Origin of the sequence: Actinomyces capricornis (assembly GCF_019974135.1) — a bacterium.
In the GTDB taxonomy this organism is placed as follows: Bacteria; Actinomycetota; Actinomycetes; order Actinomycetales; family Actinomycetaceae; genus Actinomyces; species Actinomyces capricornis.
On record NZ_AP025017.1, the window covers coordinates 1,665,286 to 1,691,897 of the forward strand.

At 71.9% G+C, this 26,612-nt stretch carries 22 protein-coding genes; 19 read left to right on the forward strand and 3 right to left on the reverse strand.

The window, feature by feature from the left end:
• Positions 1 to 50 precede the first annotated feature (50 nt).
• Positions 51 to 1,007 (forward strand): phosphatase PAP2 family protein, encoded by a 957-nt coding sequence (locus tag MANAM107_RS06680; protein ID WP_223912922.1) that lies wholly within the window; start codon positions 51 to 53, stop codon positions 1,005 to 1,007.
• 218 nt (positions 1,008 to 1,225) lie between these two features.
• Here the strand turns inward: MANAM107_RS06680 and MANAM107_RS06685 are convergent, their stop codons facing one another.
• Together MANAM107_RS06685 and MANAM107_RS06690 are read right to left on the reverse strand one after the other, a co-directional pair.
• On the reverse strand, positions 1,226 to 3,076 hold the full coding sequence (locus MANAM107_RS06685; protein WP_223906532.1) for a sensor histidine kinase: 1,851 nt from the start codon (positions 3,074 to 3,076) through the stop codon (positions 1,226 to 1,228).
• Positions 3,077 to 3,085: 9 nt separating this feature from the next.
• Entirely contained in the window at positions 3,086 to 3,841 is a 756-nt protein-coding gene (locus MANAM107_RS06690; RefSeq protein ID WP_223906535.1) for a response regulator transcription factor, read from the reverse strand.
• 420 nt (positions 3,842 to 4,261) lie between these two features.
• Between MANAM107_RS06690 and MANAM107_RS06695 the strand changes: the two genes are divergently transcribed.
• From MANAM107_RS06695 to MANAM107_RS06760, 14 genes are all read left to right on the forward strand, one after another.
• A complete protein-coding gene (locus MANAM107_RS06695; RefSeq protein ID WP_223906538.1) occupies positions 4,262 to 5,620 on the forward strand; it encodes a PAS domain S-box protein in 1,359 nt (452 codons plus the stop codon).
• A gap of 164 nt (positions 5,621 to 5,784) precedes the next feature.
• Positions 5,785 to 7,119, forward strand: coding sequence for a PAS domain-containing protein (locus tag MANAM107_RS06700; protein ID WP_223906541.1), 1,335 nt, complete (start codon positions 5,785 to 5,787; stop codon positions 7,117 to 7,119).
• Positions 7,120 to 7,332: 213 nt separating this feature from the next.
• The gene (gene topA / locus MANAM107_RS06705) at positions 7,333 to 10,242 is read left to right on the forward strand and encodes a type I DNA topoisomerase (RefSeq protein WP_223906544.1); all 2,910 of its coding nucleotides are present in this window, start codon (positions 7,333 to 7,335) and stop codon (positions 10,240 to 10,242) included.
• A gap of 179 nt (positions 10,243 to 10,421) precedes the next feature.
• Positions 10,422 to 10,895: a DUF3060 domain-containing protein gene (locus MANAM107_RS06710; RefSeq protein ID WP_223906547.1), complete on the forward strand. Its 474-nt coding sequence runs from the start codon at positions 10,422 to 10,424 to the stop codon at positions 10,893 to 10,895.
• 16 nt (positions 10,896 to 10,911) lie between these two features.
• The gene (locus tag MANAM107_RS06715) at positions 10,912 to 11,631 is read left to right on the forward strand and encodes a response regulator transcription factor (RefSeq protein WP_223912926.1); all 720 of its coding nucleotides are present in this window, start codon (positions 10,912 to 10,914) and stop codon (positions 11,629 to 11,631) included.
• A 119-nt stretch (positions 11,632 to 11,750) separates the two neighbouring features.
• Positions 11,751 to 13,016, forward strand: coding sequence for a sensor histidine kinase (locus MANAM107_RS06720; RefSeq protein WP_223906550.1), 1,266 nt, complete (start codon positions 11,751 to 11,753; stop codon positions 13,014 to 13,016).
• A 10-nt stretch (positions 13,017 to 13,026) separates the two neighbouring features.
• Positions 13,027 to 14,286: an OmpA family protein gene (locus tag MANAM107_RS06725; RefSeq protein ID WP_373314036.1), complete on the forward strand. Its 1,260-nt coding sequence runs from the start codon at positions 13,027 to 13,029 to the stop codon at positions 14,284 to 14,286.
• A gap of 207 nt (positions 14,287 to 14,493) precedes the next feature.
• Complete coding sequence (locus tag MANAM107_RS06730) at positions 14,494 to 15,183, forward strand: ribosomal eL19 family protein (RefSeq protein ID WP_223906553.1); 690 nt, start codon at positions 14,494 to 14,496, stop codon at positions 15,181 to 15,183.
• Between the two features lie 137 nt (positions 15,184 to 15,320).
• A complete protein-coding gene (locus tag MANAM107_RS06735) occupies positions 15,321 to 15,968 on the forward strand; it encodes a DUF3060 domain-containing protein (RefSeq protein WP_223906556.1) in 648 nt (215 codons plus the stop codon).
• 170 nt (positions 15,969 to 16,138) lie between these two features.
• Positions 16,139 to 16,540, forward strand: coding sequence for a GntR family transcriptional regulator (locus MANAM107_RS06740; protein WP_223906560.1), 402 nt, complete (start codon positions 16,139 to 16,141; stop codon positions 16,538 to 16,540).
• A complete protein-coding gene (locus MANAM107_RS06745) occupies positions 16,537 to 17,364 on the forward strand; it encodes an ABC transporter ATP-binding protein (protein WP_223906563.1) in 828 nt (275 codons plus the stop codon). The genes MANAM107_RS06740 and MANAM107_RS06745 overlap by 4 nt, the downstream gene beginning before the upstream one ends.
• The gene (locus MANAM107_RS06750; RefSeq protein WP_223906566.1) at positions 17,357 to 18,034 is read left to right on the forward strand and encodes an ABC-2 transporter permease; all 678 of its coding nucleotides are present in this window, start codon (positions 17,357 to 17,359) and stop codon (positions 18,032 to 18,034) included. Before MANAM107_RS06745 ends, MANAM107_RS06750 begins: the two co-directional genes overlap by 8 nt.
• 205 nt (positions 18,035 to 18,239) lie before the next feature.
• Positions 18,240 to 18,896: an ABC-2 transporter permease gene (locus tag MANAM107_RS06755; RefSeq protein WP_223906568.1), complete on the forward strand. Its 657-nt coding sequence runs from the start codon at positions 18,240 to 18,242 to the stop codon at positions 18,894 to 18,896.
• Between the two features lie 73 nt (positions 18,897 to 18,969).
• Positions 18,970 to 19,641, forward strand: a complete 672-nt coding sequence (locus MANAM107_RS06760) for an ABC-2 transporter permease (RefSeq protein WP_223906572.1) — start codon at positions 18,970 to 18,972, stop codon at positions 19,639 to 19,641.
• Positions 19,642 to 19,728: 87 nt separating this feature from the next.
• On the opposite strand, the gene MANAM107_RS06765 is transcribed toward MANAM107_RS06760, so the two are convergent.
• The gene (locus tag MANAM107_RS06765; protein WP_223906575.1) at positions 19,729 to 20,418 is read right to left on the reverse strand and encodes a DUF3806 domain-containing protein; all 690 of its coding nucleotides are present in this window, start codon (positions 20,416 to 20,418) and stop codon (positions 19,729 to 19,731) included.
• A 377-nt stretch (positions 20,419 to 20,795) separates the two neighbouring features.
• Between MANAM107_RS06765 and tmk the strand changes: the two genes are divergently transcribed.
• The 4 genes from tmk to MANAM107_RS06785 all read left to right on the forward strand — a co-directional run bounded on the left by tmk (position 20,796) and on the right by MANAM107_RS06785 (position 26,561).
• Entirely contained in the window at positions 20,796 to 21,494 is a 699-nt protein-coding gene (gene tmk / locus MANAM107_RS06770; RefSeq protein ID WP_223906579.1) for a dTMP kinase, read from the forward strand.
• Positions 21,491 to 22,720: a DNA polymerase III subunit delta' gene (locus MANAM107_RS06775; protein WP_223906582.1), complete on the forward strand. Its 1,230-nt coding sequence runs from the start codon at positions 21,491 to 21,493 to the stop codon at positions 22,718 to 22,720. The genes tmk and MANAM107_RS06775 overlap by 4 nt, the downstream gene beginning before the upstream one ends.
• A gap of 343 nt (positions 22,721 to 23,063) precedes the next feature.
• Positions 23,064 to 24,788, forward strand: coding sequence for an alpha/beta hydrolase (locus MANAM107_RS06780; RefSeq protein WP_223906585.1), 1,725 nt, complete (start codon positions 23,064 to 23,066; stop codon positions 24,786 to 24,788).
• Positions 24,789 to 24,968: 180 nt separating this feature from the next.
• Entirely contained in the window at positions 24,969 to 26,561 is a 1,593-nt protein-coding gene (locus tag MANAM107_RS06785; RefSeq protein ID WP_223906587.1) for an alpha/beta hydrolase, read from the forward strand.
• Positions 26,562 to 26,612 lie beyond the last annotated feature (51 nt).

Genomic DNA, 26,612 nt, shown 5'->3' on the forward strand with positions numbered 1-26,612 from the left:
GGTCGTGCCCCGGCCCCATCGGCGCCCGGTGCCCCTAGCATGTGGCGGTGATGATCTCCTCGCGCTCCGGCGCCCCCAGGCGCAGGCGGCGGCTCGCCGTGCTGCTGGCCCTGGCCTGCCTGGCGGGGGTCGTCATCCTGTGGGCCGTATTCGTGCTCACCTACGGCGGCCAGTACCTGGACGCCGCCGCCCTGGAGGGCTCCCAGATCGGGTCGCACTACGTCTCCCCGCATGCCCGCCCCCTGCTGAGCGTCGTATCCATGCCGGCCGCGGTGACCCTGGTGGTGGTCATCCTCATCATCGGCCTGCTGCGCCGCAGCCACCGGCGGGCGCTGTGGGCGGTCGTGGCCGTTGTCGGGGCCAATATCAGTACCCAGCTGGTCAAGCACTGGATCCTGTGGCGGCCGGACTACGGCATCACCGAGCGCTTCGACAACGCCAACACCCTGCCCTCGGGGCACACGACCATGGCCGCCTCGGCGGCCGTGGCCCTGGTGCTGCTGGCCGGGCCGCGCTGGCGGGCGGCCGCCGCATGGCTCGGCGCCCTGGGCACGGTGGCCATGGGCTACTCCACGCTGGTGATGCAGTGGCACCGCCCCTCCGACGTTCTGGCAGCGATCCTCCTGCCCGTGGCCTGGGGCGCCATCGCCGTGGCCGCTGGCGCCTGGGCCGACGACGCCAACCCGAGAGTACGGGCCATGAGGCCGCGGGATGACGCCGCCGAGCCCCTACCGCAGCCGGCGGCTCCCGGACGCCTGCGCCGTCAGCAGGCCTGGAACCGGCTCCTGGCCCTGGCCGGGGCGCTGAGCTGTGCGGGCGCCGCCATCGCCGGAGTGCGGGTGTGGCAGGAGACCGGCGAGGGGCTCTACCACTGGGACTACTTCACCGCCTATGCCACGGGATCCATGGCCACGGCGGGGCTGACCTGCCTGGCCCTGTCCGCGCTGGTCTCCCTGACGATCTGGGAGACCGGTCAGGTTCGGGGCGCGCGGGAGGCCGGGCGGTAAGGGTCGGGTGGTAAGGGTCGGACGTAGGCCCTGCGAGACCGCTGGTCCAGTGAGACCGCCGACGCGGCCAGGCCGTCGGTCTCGCCGACACCACCGGACCACCGGCGCGCAGGAGGCGGGCCAGGATCCGCCTGTGGATCGCCCGCTCCTGCGGAACCGGATCACCGGCGCCCACCCGGTCGGCCGGGTTGACCGGGGCTCAAACCGCTCAGCCCGGGTCAGTCGAGCTCGGCGGCGGGCAGGGCGATGGTGAAGACGGTGCCGTGATCGGTCCCGGTGCTGGACTCCACGGTCAGGCTCCCACGGTGGGACTGCACGATGGCCAGGGCGATGGACATCCCCAGCCCGGTGGAGCCGGTGCGGCGCTCCCGGGAGGAGTCGGCGCGGGCGAAGCGCTCGAAGAGCCGGTCGCGGACCTCCGGATCGATGCCGGGGCCGTCGTCGGCGATCCGCACCACCAGGGTGGAGCCCCGGCGCGAGACCGTGGTGACCACCCGGGTGCCCGCGGGGGTGTGGACGCGCGCATTGGCCAGTAGGTTGACCATCACCTGGTGCAGGCGCGCCTCATCGCCGATGACCAGCGCCGGCTCGGGAATGAAGTCCTCCTCGGGGGGCTCTTGGTCCTCGTGGCCTTCACCGGCCCGGTCGTCGGCCGGGGGCTCGAGGACCTCCAGGTCGAGCTCCCAGTGGTGCTCGGGCCCGGCCGCCCGGGCGTCGGCGACCGTGTCGACGACGAGGCCCACCAGGTCGACCTCCTCGTGGCGCAGCTCGCGCCCCGCATCCAGGCGGGCCAGGAGCAGCAGGTCCTCCACCAGCGCGGTCATGCGCAGGGACTCGGAGTGGACCCGCTCCAGGGCGTGGGTGGCCTGCGGCGGCAGGGGCGTGTGCGCCCCCTCGCGCTGGATGAGCTCGGTGTAGCCGCGGATGGAGGCCAGGGGGGTGCGCAGCTCGTGGGAGGCGTCGGCGACGAACTGGCGCACCTGGGTCTCGGAGCGCTGGCGTGCTGCCAGGGCCCCCTCCACATGCCCCAGCAGGGTGTTGAGGGCGCCCCCCACCTGCCCGACCTCCGTGGAGGAGGCCAGGTCCTTCGCGGGTACGCGCTCCTCGATGGAGACCTCCCCGCGCTCCAGGGGCTGGGATGCCACCCGGTGGGCGGTACGGGCCACCCGCTCCAGGGGCGCCAGGGAGGAGCGCACCATGGCGCGCCCCGCCAGGGCGACGACGACGGCGCCCAGCAGGGCGATGGCCGTCTCGATGAGCAGCTGGGTACGGACCAGGGCGTTGTCCCCCTCCATGGACAGGCCGATGATGACGGTGTCGCCGCTGTGCGGGTCCCGGGAGGCCAGGGCCCGGTAGTCACCCAGGGCGTCGATACGGACCGTCTCGGGCCGGCCGTTGGCGGTCAGCCCCAGCAGTACCCGGGTGCGGTGCTCGTCCAGGGCCGTGTAGTGGCCCTGGGTGTCGATGTAGGCGGCCTGGATGGAGGCCGCGGAGCCCGAGGCCCGGGGCTCCCCGGAGATGACGACCGTCAGGGTCCCAGTGGACTGGCCGGTGGCGTCCAGGCCGGGGGGTACCTTGCCGTCCTTGACCAGCTTGCCGTCGTCCTGCGGGCCGTCCGGATCCTGGGGGGAGTCGGGCGGCGGGTCCTGCTCCTGCTGGGGGTCCTGTGCGCCCTGCATGGAGGTCGGTGGCTGGGCCTGGGGGGCGGTGTCGGCCTGCTCGACGCCGTGGCGCCGGTTCGCGGCCCGCTCGGAGGCCGCGATGAGCTGCTGGTCCAGTCGGTTCATGAGGGTGTGGCGCAGCGTCAGTGTGGACAGGGCCCCCATGATGGCCGTAGTGATGAGGACCAGTCCCAGCACCCCCGCCACCAGGCGCGTGCGCAGGCTGCGGGAGCGCGGCGGGGGGGCGCCGGCCGACTCGCGAGGGGCGCCGCCGTCCGCCACCTCCTCAGGGGCGTGGGGCCGACGCCGTCGCAGGCGCCTGGTGGCGGAGCGCCACCTGTCCCTCCAGGAGGGCCGGGGACGGGTGCTGCCCGCCGAGGCGGGGGCGGGAGTCTGGGAGTCGGCCATGCCTGAGCCTTAAGTGGTGGTGGTCGCGGTGGCCTCGGCGCCGGGTGCCGGCTTGAGCACGTAGCCCACGCCGCGCATGGTGTGGATCATGGGCTCACGGCCCTTGTCGATCTTGCGGCGCAGGTAGGAGATGTAGAGCTCGACGATATTGGCCTGGCCGCCGAAGTCGTAGTTCCAGACCCGGTCGAGGATCTGGGGCTTGGACAGGACGCGGCGGGGGTTGCGCATGAGGTAGCGCAGCAGTTCGAACTCGGTGGCCGTCAGGCGGATCTCGTCCTGGCCGCGCCATACCTCGTGGGAGTCCTCGTCCATGCGCAGGTCCCCGACCTCCAGCAGGGAGGCGGGCTTGTGCTCACTGGCGCCCGAGCGCCGCAGCAGGCCGCGCAGGCGGGCCACGACCTCCTCCAGGGAGAAGGGCTTGGTCACGTAGTCGTCGCCTCCGGCGGTCAGTCCCGCGACGCGGTCCTCGACGGCGTCCTTGGCGGTGAGGAACAGGACGGGCACGGTGGGGCTGTGGCCGCGGACGCGGCGCATCACCTCCAGGCCGTCGAAGTCCGGCAGCATGATGTCCAGGACGATGACGTCCGGATCGATCTCCTGGGCCGCCTTGACCGCGGAGATTCCCGTGCCTGCGGTGGTGACCTCCCAGCCCTCGTAGCGCAGTGCACTGGCCAGGAGATCGGCCAGCATCTGCTCGTCGTCGACGACGAGGACACGGACGGGGGAGCCGTCCGGGCGGGTCAGAGTCTCTGGGGCAGTAGTCATGTTGCTAATTCAACATGAGTGGACTGGAGGTGACCAGGGGGAGACCTGTGCTGACGCTGTGTTACCAGGTTGAAACCACCGAGGAGACCCGCCCCGCGTGGCGGTGTGACATGCTTGGGCGGTTGCGTCGCAAGATCGGGGGTTGGCTCCTGGGCACGACCCCCGATGCGTGCTGACAGGCCGCTCGGCCGGATGCATGGAGGCGGTGCTGGAGAGGATGACGGCCGGAGTCGGTGTGCCGGGGTTGGGGCGGTTGTGGCCCGCGCTCCCGGATGCCGGACCCGCGCATGCGCCGTAGGGCTCTCCTGCCGTAGCCTCTCAGTATCCATCTGATCGCTGTCTGCGCTACGCAACACGCTGATACCGTCGTCGGTCATCTGGCCGCCGCTATATCCCCTACCCCCGCATCTCAGGAGTGTCATGGAATACGTCGAAGGCAAGGAGCGCCGCTTCGGCGCGGAGGACCTGTTCTTCTCGACGACTGACGCCAAGGGTGTCATCCGCAGGACGAACCGGGTCTTCGACTCGTTGTCCCGCTACAGCGCTGAGGAGCTGGTGGGGGCGCCCCACAACATCATCCGCCATGACGATATGCCCGCGGGCGCCTTCAAGCTCATGTGGGATGAGCTGGCGCAGGGGCGGCCGGCCTGCGTCTACGTCCTCAACCGGGCCAAGGACGGCCTGGACTACTGGGTCTTCGCCACGGTCGCGCCTCTGGCCGACGGCTACCTGTCGGTGCGCGTGCGGCCCAACAACCACGCCCTGTTCACCCCGGTCAAGGAGGTCTACCAGCGGGTGCGCACCGCCGAGCGCGAGTACGCCGAGCAGGGGCATGGCCGCCGCGAGGTCGCCGAGCACGGCGCGCAGCTGCTGGCCCAGGAGCTGGCCGCCATCCAGTTCCGCGGCCTGTACTCCTTCGCCCGCGCCGCCCTGCCGCGCGAGTTGGCCCTGCTGGTGGTCGAGGGCGTGCGGGTCCCGCGCCGCGCCGAGACCGACAGCCCGATGTCCTCCATCCTGTCCGCGGTCTCGGCCATCGAGCGCGACACCGACGAGCTGGTCTACCAGCTCGGGGAGTACCAGGATCTCATCAACGGCCTGGGCTCGTGGGCCTCGGGCGTGCGCTCGGTCATCGAGCGGGCGACCCGCGTGGGCGCCCTCGTGGGCGAGGTCACCAGCCCCGATGGGGAGTCCTCGGTGCCCACCGTCAGCGAGCGCGTCAAGGAGCGCAGCGCCCAGGCGGTCGAGGTCCTCCAGCAGCTCAACTCCTCCCTGGTGGCCCTCTATGAGACGGCCTCCGAGGTGCGCTTCCGCTCCTCGATGATGCGCCTGCACACCCTCATGGTGGGCATCTTCGCCGCGGCGGTGCTCGATGAGGTGGAGACGGAGGAGGCCTCCGAGGCCATCGGCGACCTGGCCGAGGCCCTGCTGGCCGACCTCGAGCCGCTCATCCCCTCCTGCCAGAAGGCGGCCGATCTGGCCGAGCGCCTGGATGCCGACCTGCGCTCCGTGGTGAGCAACCTGGATCGGGTCAAGCGGCCCTTCCAGCGCTGGATCCGTGCGCTCAGCGATGAGGGCGCCCAGCCGCTGGCCGAGGGAGTGGATGCCCAGGCCGTGCTGCAGGAGGCCATCGAGCTCGGCGACCAGGGATTCCCGGAGACGGCCTCCCTGGCCGAGCTGGCCGCCAAGGCGCGCGGCGTTGTGGTGACCCTCGATGAGCCGGTGATCCGCGAGCGCGTGGCCACGGTCCGCCAGTCGCTGGGGGAGATCAAGGCCGAATGACGCCCCGGTCGCAACTGGGTGTCACTCGGTGACGATCCGGTAAAACCCCTGGTAGCGGTTGGGATAGACCATTAACGTTCCCCTGGCCTCGATGACGTTGGGGGTTTTGACCAAGTATCGTGCTCCAGAGATGGGCATATTCTACTGAGCAGGCGGAGAGCATCATGGAATCGCAGATCGGATACGAACGGCTGTTCGACCCGCAGGACATCTTCTTCTCCACGACGGATCTCAAGGGTGTCATTCAGAACACCAACAGGACTTTCGATGTGCTCTCGCGCTACTCCCGTGATCGTCTCATCGGTGCGGCGCACAACATCATCCGCCACCTGGATATGCCCGCAGGGGTCTTCCGCCTCATGTGGGACGACCTCCAGGATCGCAAGCCGGTCTGCGCCTACGTGACCAACCGCGCGGTCGATGGCCTGGACTACCGGGTCTTCGCCACGATCGTGCCCCTGCGCGAGGGCTACCTGTCGGTGCGCATCAAGCCGATGGACACCTCGACCCGCACGACGGTGGAGGAGGCCTACCGCAGGGTGCGCGCCAAGGAGCGCGACCTGGCCGCGCGGGCGGCCTCCCGCTACCAGGTGGGGGAGTACGGCGCCCAGGAGCTGGGCGCGGAGCTGCGCTCCCTGGGCTTCGCCTCCCTGCAGGAGATGACCCTGGTGAGCCTGCCGCGCGAGGTGGGCCTGCTGGTGGGCGCGGGTGTGCGCGTGCCGGCGGCGGCGCCTGAGGGCCTGGGCCCGGTGGCCCGGATCCTCAACTCGGTGGCGGCCATCGAGCGGGACACCAATGCCCTGGTCTTCGAGCTCGACGAGTACATGCGGCTCATCACCACCATGGAGGGGGCGCACGGCTCGGTGACCGGGGTCCAGGGGCGCATCGCCCGGATCGGGCAGCTGGTCGGCCAGGAGGGCGGCGGGGCGGCCCGCACCAAGGCCCAGGCCCTGGCCGAGCGGATCACCGAGTTCGCCTCGACGGCCAACATCGAGCTGGCGGGGCTGCCCAACCGCCTGCACACGATGCACGACGCCGTCACCCAGCTGCGCTTCGCGGTGGCGCTCATGCGCCTGCTCACCCTCATGGTGGGGCGCTTCGCCCAGTCGATCCTCGATGGCTCGGAGGAGGACGCCGTCCACTCCCTGACCGACCTGTGCGAGGCCCTGGAGTCGGGCTTCGCGGGTCTGGCGCCGGTGCTGCGGACCGTGTCCACCCAGGTCGGCGAGCTCGATGACGCCCTGCGCACGGTGACCTCCAGCCTGGACCGCGCCGCCCGGCGCCTGGGCCAGTGGGTGGATGCACGCGGTGGCGGGGCAGGGGCCTCGGGCTCTGCGGTGGTCGACGAGGTGGCGGCGCTGACCGCCCAGGGCTTCCCCGAGGTGCGCTCCCTGGCTCAGCTGGCGGCCGAGTGCCGGGGACTGGGCCTGCCCTACGACGCCGAGGCCACGGACCAGCGCCTGCTGACGATCCGCCGCTCCCTGTCCGAGCTGCGCTGAGCGCCTGCCGGGGCGGGCCCCGGGGGACATGGGGCGCTCTGTCCTGGGGTATCCGCCGGGACTGGACGCCAGGTGCGTTACAGTCGCCCCAGTGCCGGTTCGTGACGACCCCGCGGCGTCGCTGGCCCCATCCTCTTGTCCCCGTGGCTCGGGCTCCGCTCGGCGGGCCCGGTCCGTGGCGCGGCCTGCGCCCTGTCGGTAAGGAAGATCTGCGTGTCCACCAAGCTCGTCATTGTGGAGTCCCCCAACAAGGTGCGCTCCATTGCCGCCTACCTCGGCGATGACTTCGAGGTCGAGGCCTCGGTGGGGCACATCCGGGACCTGCCCCAGCCCTCGGAGCTGCCCGCCTCGATGAAGAAGGGCCCCTACGGCAGGTTCGCGGTCGACGTCGAGGATGGCTTCGCGCCCTACTACGTGGTCAACCCGGATAAGAAGAAGACGGTCGCCCAGCTCAAGAAGGCGCTCAAGGGCGCCGACGAGCTCTACCTGGCCACTGATGACGACCGCGAGGGGGAGGCGATCGCCTGGCACCTCCAGGAGGTCCTCAAGCCCACGGTCCCGGTCAAGCGGATGACCTTCACCGAGATCACCCGCGAGGCGGTGACGCGGGCGCTGAGCAGCACGCGCGAGATCGACATCAACCTGGTCGATGCCCAGGAGACCCGCCGCATCCTGGACCGCCTCGTGGGCTACGAGGTCAGCCCGGTCCTGTGGCGCAAGGTGCGGGCGGGGCTGTCGGCCGGCCGGGTCCAGTCCGTGGCCACCCGCCTGGTGGTCGAGCGCGAGCGCGAGCGCATGGCCTTCCGCTCGGCCTCCTACTGGGGGGTGGAGGCCCGCCTGACCACGGTGCTCTCCGCGGTCGATGTGCCGGCCCGCGAGGCCTCCTCCTTCACGGCGCGCCTGACCACTCTCGATGGGCGGCGCGTGGCCACGGGCCGGGACTTCAAGGACGACGGCGAGCTGCGCCCGGCGGCGCTCAAGGCCTCGGTGGTCCACCTCCATCAGGTGGGGGCCACGGCGGTGGCCGAGGCCATCGGCCGCGGGGAGCCGCGGGTGGCGGGCCTGGAGGAGAAGCCGTACCGCCGTCGTCCCGCTGCGCCCTTCACCACCTCCACCCTCCAGCAGGAGGCCTCCCGCAAGCTGCGGATGAACCCGCGCGAGACGATGCGCGTGGCCCAGGGCCTGTACGAGAACGGCTTCATCACCTACATGCGCACCGACTCCACGGCGCTGTCGGGGCAGGCGGTGGCCGCCGCCCGCGCCCAGGTGGCCGAGCTCTACGGGGCCGACTATGTGCCCGACAAGCCGCGCATCTACGCCTCGAAGTCCAAGGGGGCCCAGGAGGCCCACGAGGCGATCCGCCCCGCCGGGGACCACTTCCGCACCCCGGCGCAGGTCTCCTCCCAGCTCACCGGCTCCCAGTTCCGCCTCTACGAGCTCATCTGGAAGCGCACGGTGGCCTCCCAGATGGCCGACGCCGTGGGCTCGACCGCCACGGTGAGCGTGGAGGTGCCGCTGAGCCCGGTGGCGGGGGAGTCGCGCGATGCCGGCCCGACCTTCTCGGTGGCGGGCCTGAGCGCCTCGGGGACGGTCATCACCTTCCGCGGCTTCCTGGCCGCCTACGAGGAGGGCCGGGATGCCGAGCGCTACCAGGAGGATGCCGGAGCCGCCCCCAAGGACAGCAAGGACGTGCGCCTGCCCTCGATGATCGCGGGCCAGGAGCTCTCGCCGATGGGCGTGGAGGCCAGTGGGCACCAGACCACCCCGCCGCCGCGCTACACCGAGGCCTCCCTGGTCAAGGCCCTGGAGGAGAGGGAGATCGGCCGCCCCTCGACCTATGCGGCCACGATGTCCACGATCTCGGATCGCGGCTATGTCGAGCACCGGGGCCAGGCCCTGGTGCCCACCTGGCTGGCCTTCGCGGTCACCCGCCTGCTGGAGGAGAACTTCACCGAGCTGGTGGACTACGACTTCACGGCCTCCATGGAGCGCGACCTGGACCGCATCGCTGCCGGCCAGGAGGACCGGGTGAGCTGGCTGACGCGCTTCTACAACGGTGCTCGGGGCGCCGGGGACCAGGGCGCTGAGGATCCGGGGTCGCCGCAGGAGGGCCGGGAGCTGACCGAGCGGGGCCTGCGGGGCCTGGTCGCGGGTCTGGGGGAGATCGACGCCCGGGACATCAACTCCATCCCCATCGGTGAGGGCATCACCCTGCGGGTGGGCCGCTACGGCCCCTACCTGGAGGATGCCGAGGGCAAGCGCGCCAATGTCCCGGCCGATGTCGCCCCTGATGAGCTGGATGTGGCCAAGGCCCGTGAGCTCTTCGCGCGGGCCGCCGACGACGGCCGCGAGCTGGGCCTGGATCCCTCCACCGGGCACATGATCATCGCCAAGGACGGGCGCTACGGCCCCTACGTCACCGAGGTCCTGCCCCAGCCCGAGGAGGGGGCCGCGCAGCCCGCGCAGGCCGAGGCCGCGGCGACGGGCAAGGGCGGGGCCAAGCGCCGCACGGCCAAGGCGGCGAAGGGCCCCAAGCCCCGCACCGCCAGTCTGCTGAAGTCCATGGACCTGGCCACGGTGAGCCTGGAGCAGGCCCTGGACCTGCTGAGCCTGCCGCGCGTGATCGGCCAGGACCCGCAGTCCGGTGAGGACATCACCGCCCAGAACGGGCGCTACGGCCCCTACCTGAAGAAGGGGGCGGACTCGCGCTCCCTGGAGACCGAGGAGCAGATCTTCTCGGTGAGCCTGGAGCAGGCCCTGGAGCTGTTCTCCCAGCCCAAGCGCCGTCGGGCCCAGTCCACCCGCGGCCCGCTGCGCGAGCTGGGGACGGATCCGGTCACGGGCCGCCCGGTGGTCATCAAGGACGGGCGCTTCGGCCCCTACTTCACCGACGGCCAGACCAATGTGACCCTGCGCCGGGACGATGACCCGGCCACGGTGACCCCCGAGCGCGCCTATGAGCTGCTGGCGGAGAAGCGCGCCAAGGGCCCGGCCAAGAAGCGCACCACCCGCAAGACCACGGCGAAGAAGGCCGCCGCGAAGAAGACGACCAGGACGGCGGCCAAGGCCTCGACGAGTACCTCCACCGCTGGGTCCGGTGGCGCGGGCGGGGACGGCGAGTAGGCCGGTGCCGGAGGGCCCCGGCCGATGGGCCGGTGACTGTCCGGCGTCAGTGGCGGGCGGTGATCGTCCCAGGTGGGGGCGGTCGCAGGGCTGCGATGATCCGGCGACGCCCCGGCGATATCGACGTCGTATTGTATGCTCTGTACAATTTCCCTGCACCGCTCCGAAAGGAGATCCCTATGGGTCCTATGACGTCTCGGCGTGCCGCGCTTCTGCTGCCCCTGGCCCTATCCGCCGCCCTGAGCTCCTGCTCCCTGAACCTGGGCTCTGGAGGCTCTGGAGGCTCTGGTGGGGCGCAGGCCGGGGCCGCGTCCGAGGACGCCGCCCCCGGTATCACCGATCCCGCCTGGAGGGAGATCCTCGACACGGGGGAGCAGCAGGAGGTCTCGGGCGCCTACACCGTTGCCAGCTCCGACCAGGTCCTCAACCTCACGGGCGAGCTCGATGTCCTGGCGGTCCAGGGCTCGCAGATCTCCATTGCCGCCGAGAGCGTCGGGTCGATCACGGTCCAGGGCTCTGATGTCGTCGTCTATGCCCGATCGGCGGAGACGATCCAGGTGATGGGCTCGCGGGTCGCGGTCCACTACCTGGAGGGTTCCCCGGTGGTGGTGGATCTCGGCTCGGATAACACTATCGACAAGCTCGAGCAGTGAGCCGCCCGTGAGCCAGATGCCAACCGCTGGGACGCCTGCCACGGTCCTGCTCGTCGACGACGAGGCCCCCATCCGCCGATCCCTGGGCCCCTACCTGGAGCGCAGCGGCTACCGGGTGATGCTCGCCTCCGACGGGGCTGAGGCCTTGGACCTCCTGGGCGCCTATGAGATCGACATCGTCGTCTCCGACGTCCTCATGCCCCGCATGGATGGGCGCGAGCTGGTGCGCCGGGTGCGCGGGACCGGGGCCTGGACGCCGATCATCCTGCTCACCCAGGTCGATGCCTCCTATGAGCGGGTCTCGGCCCTCGACGATGGGGCCGACGACTACCTGTCCAAGCCCTTCGACCCCGCCGAGCTGGCCTCGCGGATCCGCGCGGTGCTGCGCCGCACCCGGGGATCCGTCCAGCCCCTGACCTCGGCCCCGCGCCTGAGTGCGGGGGAGCTGGTGCTGGACCGGGCCTCGCGGCGCGTGACCCTGGGCGGCAGGGAGCTGGCGCTGACGCCCAAGGCGACCATGCTCCTGGACTACCTCATGAGCCACCCCGGTGAGCTGCACTCCCGCGAGTCGCTGCTGGCCTCCCTGTGGGGCATCGACTTCGCGACCTCCACGCGGGCGGTGGATCACCGCATCCGCGAGATCCGCCAGGCCCTGGGCGACGACGCCTCTCAGCCCACCTATATCGAGACGGTGCCCAGCGTGGGCTACCGCTTCCGGGCGGGGGTCCATACGTGAGCGCGGCGGGGGTCCCGGGCCCCGGGCGCAGGAGCGGCCGTCCCCGCAGTAGGCCCCTGCCCGGGAGCATTCCCCCGACGCCGACGCCGACGCCGACGCCGACCCCGGCGGGCCGGGTCGTGCCCGACCAGTCGGCCCCTCCTGCACCGGCCGTGCCCCCGGCGGCGCCGGTGGCCTCTCTCGGGCCGCCGTCGCCGCCTGCTGCCGGGCCGGCCACCGAGCGCCTGCCCGTCCCATCCTCGCCGCCCGGCCCGGGCCTGTCCTCCCCGGTGGCTGCGCCCACGCCGTCACCTGTGGCCGCGCCCGCTCACCCCTCCCCGGTGGAGCCCGGCCCGCCCTCCTCCCCACCGGCCCCGGCCGCCCCCTTCCCTCCGGGGTCGGCGCCGCAGGTCCCGGCCCCCGGCCCGGTCGGGGAGGGGGAGGCGGCCCCCGGTGGGCGCCTGAGGTGGCCGCTCTGGGCGGTGGCGCTGGGTCTCACCGTCCTGGCCGCAGCCCTGGCCCACCTGGTGGCCGGCCAGGAGCGCATCGTGCTCTCGGTGTCCCCGGCGCTGCTGGTGGCCGAGACCGGTGCACTCCTGATGGCGCTGGCCGCCACCGTGGCGGCCGTGCGGCGCTGGGGCGGCCGCAAGGAGCGCCATGCCCGGCTGCAGGCCCAGCGCGAGGCCTGGTCCCAGCACCAGCAGTTCCTGCGCCGCCTGGACCACGAGCTGAAGAACCCCCTGACGGCGGTGCGTGCCGCCGTCGCCGACATGCCCCAGGCCAACCGTGCCGAGCGCAAGGCCCGCCTGGAGGTCGTCGATGCCCAGGCCCGTCGCATGGGGCGGCTCATCACCGACCTGCGCAAGCTGGCCGAGCTGGAGACCGCGCCCCTGGCCCTGGAGGACGTGGACCTGGCCGAGACCGTTGCCGACGCCGTGCAGGCGGTCAGTGAGGAGCTCGCCGCGTCCGGCAACCACACCCTCATCCGCCTGGACCTGCCCCAGGTCCCCTGGCCGCTGCCGCATGTCTGCGGCGACGGCGACCTGCTCTACTCCGCCATCTACAACGTGCTGTCCAATGCCGCGAAGTACACCCCGGCTGGCGGGAGCATCGAGGTGCGCGGGCGCGAGGAGGCCGGGACCGTGGCCATCGAGGTGGCCGATACCGGGATCGGCGTGCCCGCCGCCGACCTGCCGGTGGTCTGGAGCGAGCTGGGGCGGGCCGGCAATGCCCGGGGACTTCCCGGATCCGGGCTCGGCCTGCCCCTGGTGGCCACGATCATCCGCCGCCACCGGGGCCGGGCGGGCATGGCCTCGCGGCAGGGCGTGGGCACGCGCGTGTGGCTGTCACTGCCTGTCGCAGGACCGCGACAGGCTGGGGACAGCCGAGCGACAGCCAGCCAGTAATCTTGCCGTTATGACGCACATGATCCCCCAGCGGCGCTCCCTAGCCCTCCTCTGCGCCGCGGCCACCGCCCTGTCCCTGTCCTCCTGCGCCCTGAGCCTCGGGGGATCGTCACAGGGCGGGGCCGCCCCCTCTCAGCAGGCCATCGAGACCACCTCCAGTACCGACGCTGGGACCTCGGCCCCCGCCGCCGCGCCGTCGGCCTCGGCTGCCGCGACCGCAACGGCCTCCGGTCCGACGGTGCCCGGCTACGCCGTCGGCGAGATGCCCCCGGTCCCCCTGTTCGCCCTGCCGGACATCAGCGTGCTCACCGACTCCGGGAGCGCCTTCACCCCGGACCTCACCCGCTCCATCGCCTCGGTGCCGGGCATCACCGTCAGCGCCGCCCGCTGCGACCAGCCGGGTGTGCTGGCCTCCAGCACCACGGTCCTGGGCGACGGCGCCATCGCCCACTCCTCGGATAGCGGCTCGGTGACCAATCACGGCGACGGCTCGGGCACCTACTCCGACGGGCAGGTCTCCATCACCAACCACGGTGACGGCTCGGGCACCTACACCAACGGCCAGGTCTCGATGACGGTGCACGGTGACGGCTCGGGCACCTACTCCGATGGGACCCTGTCGGTGACGGTCCACGGCGATGGCTCGGGGACCTACTCCAACTCCCTGACGGGGGAGTCGATCACCATCCACGGCGACGGCTCGGGCACCTACAGTGCCGGGCAGGTCTCCATCACCAACCACGGTGACGGCTCGGGGGTCTACAACGACGGCACGATCTCCATCGTCAACTACGGTGACGGCTCCGGCCTGGTCAACACCGAGGAGGTGGCGATGAAGCCCCTGGCCAAGGTCGGCAGCATCGGGGACTTCCCCTCGATCGACGCCGTCAAGCCCGTGACCTCCTGCGGCACCGTCATCACCCTGGAGGACGGGGTGCTCTTCGACTTCGGCTCCTCCCAGGTGCGCCCCGAGGCCTCGGCGACCCTGGGCAACCTGGCCACCGTGCTGACGGACTCCGGCGCCCCCAGCGTCCAGATCCACGGGCACACCGACTCGGTCTCCGACGACGCCTTCAACCAGACCCTGTCAGAGGATCGCGCCCGGGCGGTGATGACGGCGCTCCAGGGCCAGGGGGTGACCGCCTCCATGGAGGCCACCGGCTACGGCGAGACCCGCCCCGTGGCCGCCAATGAGAACCCCGACGGCTCGGACAACCCGGCCGGCCGCCAGCTCAACCGTCGGGTGGAGATCTTCATCCCCGCCTTCTGAGCCGCTGGCGCGGAGGGGCCGGAGCGGGCCCTTCCGCTCCTCCGGTCCTGGCGCCCGCGCTGGCATCCGGCGCCGGCACCGCGCCCTGGAGCCGTCCCGCCCCAGCACCCCGCCTCATCCCGATCACCCGCGCGATTCCTCGCGCTCCTGCGCGCCACCTTCCTACCCCTTCGCACCTCACTACCACTTTCGTCCAGGAGTACCACCATGAGCATGTCCACCCGCCGCTGCCTGACCGTCGTCGCCGCTACTGCACTGTCCCTGAGCCTGGGGACGAGCCTGGGCGCCTGCGCCATCAGCCTGGGCGACTCCGGGGGATCCTCGGAGTCCGCGCAGCGCTCGGACTCGGCGACCGCCGCGCAGAGTGCGCCCGCGAGTACGTTGGAGGCTCCGGGCACCGAGATGCAGTCCCCGCAGGCCGCCCCCTCGGGCGCCCCCGCATCCCCGGAGCAGGGGAAGGCCACCCCGGGTGGCGGCGAATCCGCGCAGCCCGGCGGCGCGGGCAGTGCGGAGGGCAGTGCGGGGGCCGCGCCGGCCTCGGGGGACCGTCCCGGTGCCGCGGCGAGGATCACCGACTCCGACTGGCTCAGCTTCGAGGGCAGCGTGGACAAGACCGTGCGCTCCACGGGGGCCGTGCTCCTGGACAAGGAGTACGACGACGTCCGCATCGACGGGGATGTGGCGACACTGACCATCACTGCGGACAGCGTGGAGGTCGTGGCCGACTACGTCGACACCCTGGTGATCAAGGGCGCGTATGTCGACGTCTACGTCCGCGACGTCAACCGGGTCATCATCCACGGGGACAGCAATGAGGTCGTCTGGGCCGGCAATACCCCGATCGTCGAGGACTTCGGCTCCTACAACGACACCGGCCTCCAGGGCGCCCGGGACTGAGCGCCCGGTGGGCGCCACCCCCAGGGGGCGCATGCCGGATCAGGGCGAGATGCCCACCGGATTGCGCATCCCTGCCGGCACTGCCCGGCTGGCCAAGACCGCCTCCTCTGATCGCCCGCCTCTCCCTAGGAGCCCTCATGACCTCGATGACCCGTCGCCTCCCCGCCGTCCTGGCCGCCGCCGTGCTGGCCCTGAGCCTGGGCGCCTGCAGCATCAGCCTCAGTGGCCCGGGCGGCTCCTCGGGCTCCGCGCAGGCCTCCCAGGGGGCAGAGGCCACCGGGGCCGCGCAGGCCAGCGCCCCCGGGCAGGAGGCATCCGCCGATGCCCAGGGCGGTGTCGCCGGGGCGCGGTCCTCCCCGTCAGCCAGGGCCGGGGCGGCCGCATCCGGCCCGGCCGGCAGCGCGGAGCGCCCCGGGTCCGCGGCGGCGGCCGACAGCGAGCTGTGGCAGCGCCTGAAGGGCACGGCGCTGAGGCACTCGCGCTCCGAGGGCGGTGACATGACCCTCCAGGGCCAGCAGTGCGGCTACATCGAGGGCGACATCGCCACCCTGACGGTGGCTCAGGACGCCTCCGGGGGTGTCATGGCCGAGCACGTGGAGCACCTGACGGTCAACGGCTCGGGCCTGATCGTCATGGTGCAGGACGTCGGCCGGGTGACCATCACGGGCAGTGACGTCGTCGTGGCCTGGGTGGGGAGGACCCCGGTGGTGGAGGACTCCGGCACCGGCAACGCGACGGTGGCGTTCGACCAGCTCGACGAGGGCCTGTACTGGACCTGCTCCTGAGCCCGGCGGCCGGGCCGGCTCCCGGGCCCAGGCGCCGGGGCCCAGGCGCCGGGGCGATTCTCGGGCCGGCGCGCCCCACCCCTGACCACAGGCATCCCTCGCGCATGCCGCAGCACTTGACTCCAGTGCGCACCTACTGTCTATAGTGTGCATGTACGGAAGGAGTCGTCATGCCGCTGACGGTCGTGCTGTCCAATACCGCAGGAGTGCCCATCTATGAGCAGATCGCCCAGCAGGTCAGGGACGCGATCCTGACCGGCCAGGTGGAGGCCGACGAGATGCTGCCCTCGATCCGGGCCCTGGCCCGTGACCTGCGGGTCAGCGTCATCACCACCACCCGTGCCTACTCCGACCTCGTCGCCGACGGCTTCCTGGCCAACGTTCCCGGTAAGGGCTACTTCGTCCTGCCCCGGGACTCCGAGCTGGTGCGTGAGCAGGTGCTGCGCGAGGTCGAGGAGCACCTCGACCGCGCTGTGGAGCGCGCGCGCCTGGCCCAGCTCGGCGGCGAAGAGCTCCACGACATGCTCGAGACCATCATCACCACCTCCGCCACCTTCAAGGACAAGCAGTGAATCCCGTCGAGATCTCCCACCTGACGAAGCACTACCCGGGCTTCAGCCTGAGCGACGTCACCTTCTCCGTCCCCGCCGGCTACGTCACGGGCTTCGTCGGGGCCAACGGCTCGGGGAAGACCACCACCATCAAGGCCGCCCTGGGCATGATCCACCCTGATGCCGGCTCGGCCACCACCCTGGGCCATGAGCGCATCGGCGTCGTCTTCGATGCCCCGCCCTACAACCCCGAGTGGCGCCTGAAGGATCTGGGTCGGGGCATCGGGCGCTTCTACCCCTCCTGGTCCCAGGAGCGCTACGACTGCGAGCTCCAGGCCGCGGGGCTGGCCCCCACCAGGAAGGTCAAGGAGCTCAGCCGGGGCATGGGCATGCGCCTGCAGATGGCGGTGGCCCTGGCCCATGATCCCGAGCTGCTCATCCTCGATGAGCCCACTGGTGGCCTGGACCCCCTGGCCCGTGCCGAGATGGTGGACATGCTGGCCCAGTTCATGGTGGAGGAGGGCCGCACCATCCTGTTCTCCACCCACATCACCTCCGACCTCGATCGGCTGGCCGACTATCTGGTCATCCTCAGCCGGGGCAGGGTCGTGGCCAATGGCACCGCCGAGGAGATCATCGGCTCCTTCCGGCTCGTGCGCGGCACTCCCGAGCACCTGACCGACGCCGTGCGCGAGGCCAGCCTCGGGCTGCGCAGCTCCCAGCTGGGCTGGGAGGCCATGATGCCGGCGGACGTCGCCGAGGCCCTGGCCGACCGCATCGTCGTCGAGGCCCCCACCATCGAGGACCTCGCCGTGCACATCGCCAAGGAGGCGGGCCGTGAATGACGTCATGCTCGCGCATGTGCGTGAGCACCCCGGGGTCGGCAGCGGTGCGATAGCACCTGCCAGAGTCGGGGTGCTGCTGCGGCTCGACCTCATCGTGCTGCGCCATCGCGGTCTGCTGCTCCTCCTGCTGCCGCTGCCGCTCGCGCTGCTCATCGCCATGGATGCACTGGTCGACCGTCTGCAGGCGATGGTGATGGCGGGCATCGTCCTGGGGGTGTGCGCCCAGTACTCCCAGGGCGCAGCCGAGGCCGCTCACCGCATGGATCGCCTCTACGGCGCGCTGCCGCTGCGGCGCAGCGAGTTGGTCGGCGCCCGCTGGATCGAGGGGCTCGTACTGGTGCTCCTGTCCGGCCTGGCCTGCGTGCCGGTGGCCGCCCTCACCGGTGACTGGGGCGGCCTCGTGGCCGGCCTGGTCGTCATCTGCCTGTCCGTGGCCCTCGGACTGCCGCTGTTCCTGTGCCTGGCCCCGGAGCGGGCCCTGTGGGTGTGGGGCCTGTGCCTGGGGGTGGGGGCTGGTGCCCTCTACGGCGGCACTCTGCTACTGGCCGGACCCGTGACCCAGGCGCTGCGCGAACCGGCGCCCGTGGTACTGGCAGCCATGACCTGCATAGCCCTCCTGGGCGCCTCCCTGGCGGTGAGCCTGCGCTGGTACGGGCGCCAGGACCATTGAGGCCCTGCCGAGGAAGAAGCAAGAAGAAGTGAGGAGACCGATCATGCCCGAGTCAGTGCCCATGCCCGTGTCTGTTGCGCCTGCCGCACGGACTGTATCCAGCGTTCCCGCTGCCGCAGAGTCATCCGGCGCTGGCGCTCCCGGAACGCCTGCGGCGGTGCGTGGGGCGGGTGCCCGGACCCGGTGGGAGGCGGTGCACGCCGTCATGCGTCTGGAGCTGGTCGTCTGGACTCAGCCGTACCTGGTGGGGATGATCGGGCTACTCCTTATCGTGCAGGCCGTCATCGCCGCGGACCACTGGCTGGGGGCCGTGCTCCCGCTCCCGCTGGTGCTCGTCGTGGGAATGCTCCCGCCATTCCTTTTCCTGGTCCTCATCGGATCGGTGTGCCTGACCCTGTGGGACCCCTCGCGCTCCACGGTGGCGCTGCGGCTCTACGGGGCGCTGCCCGTGACCCGCACCGAGGTACTGGCCGGCCACTACCTGCTCATCCTGGCCTACGGGGGTGCCTCGGTCCTCTTGGCCGTCGTCCATCTCCTCGGGGCCCTCGGGGCCGACGGCCCTCGGGGCTGGGCGATCGTGCTGGCCTGGGTGGTGGCAGTGGTGCTGCCCTGTGCGGTGATGCCCCCGGTGCTCGCCAGGTACCGCAGCGCCCTTGTGAGGGTCGTGGTCATGATGGGGGTGTTCGCGGTCCCTGGCCTGCTCACCGGGTTCCTCGCGGGCTCCGAGACGGTGTCCCTGGCCTCCGGCTCCCAGTCCGGGATACTCCTGGGGCTCGCCGTCCTGCTCCTCGTGCTCTCCGTGGTGGGGCTGGGCGTCTCCTGGGTGATCTGCCGCCGCGTCTACCTCAGGCAGGACCACTGAGAGGCGGGCGCTGGGAGTGGGGAGCGCTGCTGATGGCCGATCAGGAACAGGAATCACGAGGAAGGACATGCTCATGAGTGGATCCACTGCCGTGCGTCCATCCGGCGTGCTCGCTGCTCCGGGGGTACGTGGGGCCGACGGCCCGCCACGGTGGGAGGCGGTGCGCGCCGTCATGCGCCTGGAGCTGCTGGGATGGAAACAGCCGTACCCGCTCGTGGTCCTCCTGCTGACGGGTCTGCCTTTTCTGCTCAAGCTGCAGTGCGGGTCGGCGTGCCTGAGCCTGTGGGGCCCCTCGCGCTCCACAAAGGCACCGCGGCTCTACGGGGCGCTGCCCGTGACCCGCACCGAGGTGCTGGTCGGCCACTACCTGCTCATCCTGGCCTATGGGGGTGCCTCAGTCCTCCTGGCGGCTCTCGGCCTGCTCTGGGGCCTGGGCGTCACTGATCCCAGGGCCTGGACGATACTGCTGATCTGGGTGTGGTTCACGGTGGTGGCCGGCGCGGTCATGCCCCCGGTGCTCGCCAGGCACGGCAGCACCCTCACGGTGCAGGCGGTGGTGATGGGGGTCGGTGCTCTGGGCCTGCCTACGGGGTTCCTCGTGGGCTCCGAGGCAGCATCCCTGACCTCCGTCTCCCAGCCGGGAACGCTCCTTGGCCTGATAGCCCTGCTCCTCGCGTCCTTCCCGGTGGCCGTGGGCGCCTCCTGGATGATCTGCCGCCGCATCTACCTCAGGCGGGACAACTGAGGGGACTGCCTGAGAGTGCCGCACTCATCTCCGGTGCCGGCGATGAGTGCGGCTCCGGGCCCGCCCGGTCTGCTGCGCCGACCCGGGCTACTCCTCCTCGGCGTGCTCCTCGCGCACCCGGCGGATCTCGGCCTGGGACAGGCGGAGGAACTCGGTCAGGCTCGTCATGTTCTGCCCTGTCCACCGCTTGGCCACCGCATTCATCGGGAACATGGCGATGGAGCCCACCTCGCTGGCCACCGCCAGGGAGGTCCCCTGCTCATCGATGAGCACGCACCACTTCATCTCGCAGCGCTCCACCAGGATCTGGCCGATGACGGCGCCCATGAGGTTGATGAGCGGGTTGGGGTCCGCGCGCGACTCCTCATCCACGGCGTACCAGGCGGTGCGCTGCTCCTCGAAGAAATCCTCCAGGGCCCGGGGGGAGTCGGTGATGCCCAGCTGCTTGGCATAGGCCAGCAGGTCCCGGACCCACTGCTGCTCGGCCTCATTGAGCGGCAGGATCTGCGTGCCGGCCTCAGCGTCCCCGGTGCCCGCGGCGCCCGGGCCCTGCGCCGGTGCCCCACTGGTGCCACCGGTGGGGCCGGCGTCGTCGGTATCGCCAGAGGCGCTGTCCTGCGCACCCGTGGCCTCCTGCGCCTCGGCCTCGGGGCGGGGTCCGGTGGGGGCGGTGCCCGTGGTGCCGGTGGCCGCCTGCTCCTGACCGTGGGGGGTGCCGGAGGGGCCGTCCGCAGCCCCCTGCCCGGTGGCGCCGGTGGCGGTGTTGGTCTCTGACATGGGCGGGCTCCTCGGTTTCGTCTGGTTCGGTGGAGAGGCTCCTGCCCGCTCATCCTCACATGGAGTGCCGGTGCGGCCGCGAGGGCGGGCCGGGCGTGTCCCCGCCTCCGGTCCTGCGGCACCTCGCCACCGTTGGCCCCGGGCCTGCGGGGCTCAAGAACGACGTCGCTTCGCGGAAAGGGCGTCACTTCGCGGAATCGACGTCCCCTACAGGTGTCGTCGATTCCGCGAAGCGACGCATATGTCGCGAAGTGACGCCCAACGCGCCCTGCCCGCCCTGCCCCGGCTGACGCTCCACCCCGACCAGCGCGCCACCCCGCCACCCGGCCCGCGGTGGCGCGCCCGGGGCCCTGCCCGCGGCCCGCTACCCTGAGCCCGTGACCACTGCCGCCCCGCCTGCTGCTCCCGGCGCCCCCGTCCCACGTGCGCCCCACCCCGGGCTCTTCATCTCCTTCGAGGGCGGCGACGGCGTGGGCAAGACCACCCAGATCGCCGCTTTGGCCGAGCACCTGCGGGCCCGCGGCGTGGAGCACCTGGTCACCCGTGAACCCGGTGGCACCGAACTGGGTGCCCAGATCCGCGGCCTGCTCCTGGACGGCGGTCATGTGGCCCCCCGCGCCGAGGCCCTCCTGTACGCCGCCGACCGCGCCCACCACGTCGAGACCCTGGTGCGCCCCGCCCTGGAGCGCGGCGCCGTCGTCCTGACCGACCGCTACCTCGACTCCTCGGTGGCCTACCAGGGCGCCGCCCGCAGCCTGGGGGTCGCCGAGGTGCGTGACCTGTCCCTGTGGGCCACGGGGGGACTCATCCCCGACCTGACCATCCTGCTGGATGCCGACCCCTCCCTGGCCCGGCAGCGCACGAGCAGCCGCGGGCGGGCCGACCGCCTGGAGCGCGAGGGGGAGGCCTTCCGCGCCGCCCTGCGCGAGCAGTTCCTGGCCCTGGCTGAGGCCGAGCCCCAGCGCTTCCGCCTCATCGACGCCGCCCGCCCCGTCCCGGATGTCGCCGGTGCGGTGCGGCGCGCCGTCGAGCCGCTCCTGGCCGGCAGGGCCGTCCGGGCGGGTGAGCGGCCATGAGCGTGTGGGACGACGTCGTGGGGCAGGAGGCGTCGGTGGCGGCCCTCGTCGCCGCGGCGCAGTCCGCCCGCCAGGCGGCCCTGGCCCGTGAGGCCGGACCGGCGGGGAGGGAGGGCGGGCACTCGGATGCGCCCGAGCTCTCCTCACAGGCCCACTCGGCCATGACCCACGCCTGGCTGGTCACCGGGCCGCCGGGCTCGGGGCGCTCCAATGCCGCCCGCGCCTTCGCCGCCTCCCTGCAGTGCACGGGGCCGGCGCCCGGATGCGGGCAGTGCAAGCCCTGCCGCGACGTCATGACCGGCTCCCACCCCGACGTCGTGCGCCTGACCACTGAGAAGCTCCTCATCACCATGGAGGAGGTCAAGGAGCTCATCGGGGAGGCCCAGCGCCGCCCGTGGACCGGGCGCTGGCGCGTCATCCTGGTGGAGGACGCCGACCGCATGGCCGAGCGCACCACCAACGTGCTGCTGAAGTCCATCGAGGAGCCCCCGCCCCAGACCGTCTGGCTCCTGTGCACCCCCAGCGCCGACGACGTCCTGCCCACCATCCGCTCCCGGTGCCGCCTGGTGACCCTGCGCATCCCGCCCGCCCAGGCGGTGGCCGAGCTGCTGGTGCGCCGCGACGGCGCCGATCCCGAGCTGGCCGCCCGCGCCGCCCGCGCCAGCCAGTCCCATATCGGCCTGGCCCGCCACCTGGCCACCGACCCCGATGCCTGGGACCGGCGGCGGCGCCTGCTCATGTCCCCCGTGAGCCTGCGCAGCGTGGGCGATGCGGTGCTGGCGGCCGCCTCCCTGGTCGAGGCCGCCGAGTCCGAGGCCAAGGAGGCCACCGCCGAGCGCGACGCGAAGGAGAAGGCCGAGCTCACCCGAGCCCTGGGACTGGAGGGGGAGGGGCGGATCCCGCCCGCCCTGCGCTCCCAGATCCGCCAGCTCGAGGAGGACCAGAAGCGGCGGGCCCGGCGCGCGCGCACCGACGTGCTGGACCGGGCCATGATCGACCTGCTCTCCTTCTACCGCGACGTGCTGGCCACCCAGATGGGCAGCGAGGTGGAGCGGGTCAACATCGACCTGGTCGAGACCGTGGAGCAGGTGGCCCGCACCACCGCGCCCCAGCAGTCCCTGGCCCGCATCGCCGCCATCGAGGAGTGCCGCACCCGCCTGCGCTCCAATGCCGCGCCCCTGCTGGCCGTCGAGGCGCTCATGGTCCAGCTGCGCCCCCAGGCCTGAGACGGAGCCCCGCCCCTCGTCAGCGGGCCCAGGGCCGGGGTGCCGCCCGGTCCGTGCCGGCTGCGAGGGGCGCGGGAGCCCGCCCACACCCGGATCCCTCCCAGGTTCTGGGGAAAGGTCTTGACATTTACCTATGATCTTCATGTAAGAATGGTGTGCATCACAGGAATAGTGCGGGCGGAGAAACCGCTCCTCCTGTCTATACTGTGTATGTACGGACGGCGTAATGATGCGATCTCGCGCCGGCGGCCCGGGAGCCGGCCCCGCTCACCCGCGGGTTGGGTGCGGCGGGCTCCTCGGGCTCAGCCGCGTCGTCAGGCTTATCGCTGCATGAGGAGAGACAGTGACACAACCAATGATGAGTGCGGCCGTGCCGCGGGGCGGGAAGCGTGCCGCCCGGGATGCGCGCCAGTTGCGCCGGGCCACCGCGATGGTCGCCGTGGCCGGCGCCGCCATCCTGGGCGTCGGGCCGACGACGGCGCTCGCCGCTCCCCCGGCGGCGCCGGCGCCCCAGGCTCCGGTGCCGCCGGGCCTGGAACGCTTCTACAGCCAGAGCGTGGAGTGGTACCCCTGCGCGGCCGAGGGCGGCATGAGCGCCAGCGATGCGGGCACGGGCTTCGAGTGCGCCACCGTGGAGGTCCCCTTGGACTACGAGAACCCTGGGGGCCAGACCATCGAGATCGCGATGAAGAAGCATGGGGCCACTGGTGCTCCGAGCAAGGGCGCGCTCTTCCTCAACCCCGGAGGCCCCGGCGGCTCCGGTGTCTCGACCGTGGAGGGGCTGGCCACGCCCGGCCGCTACGTCTCCGCGGATGTCGCTGCCGCCTACGACGTCATCGGCTTCGACCCGCGTGGCGTGGGCTCCTCGACCCCGGTGCGCTGCGAGGCCCCGGGGCAGGAGGGGGCCGTGGGCCAGAGGGCCCAGGTCTCCATGGAGGCCCAGGAGGGGCCGGTGGCCGCGCCTGCGCCCCTGCTCGAGGGGCCGGTGGCCGATCCCCTGGTCGATCCGGCCGTCGCCGAGCAGAGCGACCCCATCGGCGGCCTCTCCTTCACCACGCTGGTCCTGCTCCTGCAGTTCAGCACCGCCAAGACGGAGGCCTCCTGCGCCCAGCACACCCAGCCCGCCGAGCTGCTCGACCACGTCGACACCGTCTCGGTGGCCCGAGACCTGGATGTGCTGCGCGCCCTGGCCGGCCAGGAGGACCTCAACTACGTGGGCTACTCCTACGGCACCTACATCGGCACCCTGTACGCCGACCTCTTCCCCGAGAACACGGGCAGGATCGTCCTCGATGCCGCCATCGACCCCTCGCAGGGGCAGGCTGAGAAGGACCGGGACCAGAGGCTGGCGATGGAGGCCTCCCGTCGCGTCTATCTGGAGAGCTGCCTGGCCACGGAGGGCTGCCCGCTCAGCGGGGACGTCGATGCGGCCTCCGGCCAGCTCGACGCCTTCATCGAGGGCCTGGCCGCCAATCCTGTCCCGACGGCGGATCCCAACGCCCCCCTGACCGGCAGGCAGGTCGAGAACGCCATTATCGGAGCCCTCTACTCCTCCGAGGCGTGGCCGGTCCTGACCGAGGGCCTCAAGCAGGCGATGACGCAGAACGATGGCTCGATCCTGGCCCGGCTCGGGGGCGCAGGGGAGCAGGCCGTCGTCGATAATGCGGGCACTGCGGTCAACTGCCAGGACTACCCGGTCCAGGGGGATATGGCCACCTGGGAGGCCAACTTCCGTCGTGACAAGGCCGACGCGCCGCACTACGGCGGCCAGCTCTCGGATGCCAGGTGCCAGGCCTGGGGGCACAACGGCACCCGCGCCCCCGCCCCGGTGCACGCTGCGGGGGCGGCCCCCATCCTGGTGGTGGGAACCACCGGCGACCCGATCACGCCCTACTCCGCGGCCGTCTCCCTGGCCGACCAGTTGGACTCCGGTCAGCTCCTGACCTGGGAGGGCAATGGCCACGCCGCCTACACCCGAGCGGGCGACTGCCTGAACAAGGCGGTGGACGGCTACCTGCTCAACGGCCAGATGCCGCAGGCCGGCCTGGTGTGCACCGGCCAGGAGTAGCCGACCAGGTGCCATGAGCCGTCTCGCCCTGCGACCCGGATGCCACGGCGCCCGGGGCGCAGGGCGAGACGCGTTCCTCCTCCCCGAGAAGGAGGGCGGCGCCTGGGGACGAGGCGCGTGGGGGCAAGAGTCCCTCTCAAGGAGGAGGAGGGCGTGGCCCGATCGCCGTAGGCTGCGGTCGTGACCATCTCGATACTGCGCCCGCAGCGCCGCCTTGCCGCTGCCTTCGTCGTCGCCCTGGCATGTACGGGACTCGCCGCCTGCCAGGACAAGGCGGCGGACATCACCCCGACCCCGCCCTCATCCCAGCAGGCCGCCGCCATCCCCGAGGGCCTGGAGCGGTTCTACAACCAGAAGGTCGACTGGCAGCCCTGCGAGAAGGGCGAGGGCATGACCAAGGCCGCCTCCGAGACCGGCTACACCTGTGCTCGCATCACCGTGCCCCTGGACTATGAGCAGCCCGAGGGGCAGACCATCGAGATCGCGGTGAAGAAGCGGGCCGCCGACGGGGAGTCCATCGGCTCGCTGTTCGTCAATCCCGGAGGCCCGGGGGGCTCGGGCCTGGACCTGGTGGACGGTGCGGAGAACCTCATGACCAGCGAGCTGCTCGACAACTACGACGTCGTGGGCTTCGACCCCCGCGGAGTGGGGCAGTCCACCGCCGTGGACTGCCTGACCGATGCCGAGCTCGACGAGGAGCGCAGCGGCGAGGTCGGCCAGGCCACGCAGGCCACGGCCCAGGAGGCGGTGGCCCAGGGCCAGGAGGACGCGGCCAAGTGCGAGGCCAAGACCTCCACCGCCGGGCTGCTGGACCACATCGACACCATCAGCGCGGCCAGGGACCTCGACGTGCTGCGCGCCGTGGAGGGGCAGAACGTGCTGTCCTACCTGGGCTACTCCTACGGCACCTACCTGGGCGCCACCTACGCCGAGCTGTTCCCCGCCAATGTGGGGCGCCTGGTACTCGACGCGGCCCTGGACCCCTCGCTCAGTGGTGCGGAGGTCACCCGCGGTCAGGCCGAGGGCTTCGAGAAGGCCCTGCGGGCCTTCGTCGAGGACTGCCAGACCGGGAGATCGTGCCCGCTCAAGGGCGATGCCGACGCCGGGGTCAAGCAGATCCAGGACTTCCTGGAGGTCACGCGCACCTCTCCGGTCCCCACCAGTGACGACAAGCGGCCCCTGACCCGGGACCTGGCCGCCTCCGCGATCCTGGGGGCACTGTACGACTCCGCGCTGTGGAGCACGCTGTCCACCGGGCTGGAGCAGGCCATGGAGCAGAATGACGGCTCCACCCTGCTGCTCATCACCGACACCCTGTCCTCGCGCAACAGTGACGGCACCTACTCCGGCAATGGGGATGAGGCGATCGGCGCCATCAACTGCCTGGACTACCCGGTGGAGGGGGATGAGGCCCAGTGGGACGCCCAGGCCGCTGAGCTGAAGGAGGTCGGCCCCACCTTCGGTGCGGACCTGGCCTACTCCGACGCCATGTGCCAGGGCTGGGGGCACGAGTCCACCCGTGAGCGCGCCCCCATCACGGCCAGCGGCGCCGCGCCCATCCTCGTGGTGGGCACCACCGGCGATCCGGCCACCCCCTACCCGTGGGCGCAGGCACTGGCCTCCCAGCTGGAGTCCGGTCGCCTCCTGACCTGGGAGGGCCAGGGGCACGCCGCCTACGGCCGCGGCGGGAAGTGCGTGAGCACGGCGGTGGACACCTATCTGCTCACCGGGACCCTGCCCGAGGAGGGAACGGTCTGCCGCGGGCAGGAGTAGAGGTACCGGCCAGGCGGTGCTCAAGGCCCGCGGCGATGACCGCGGCAGGCG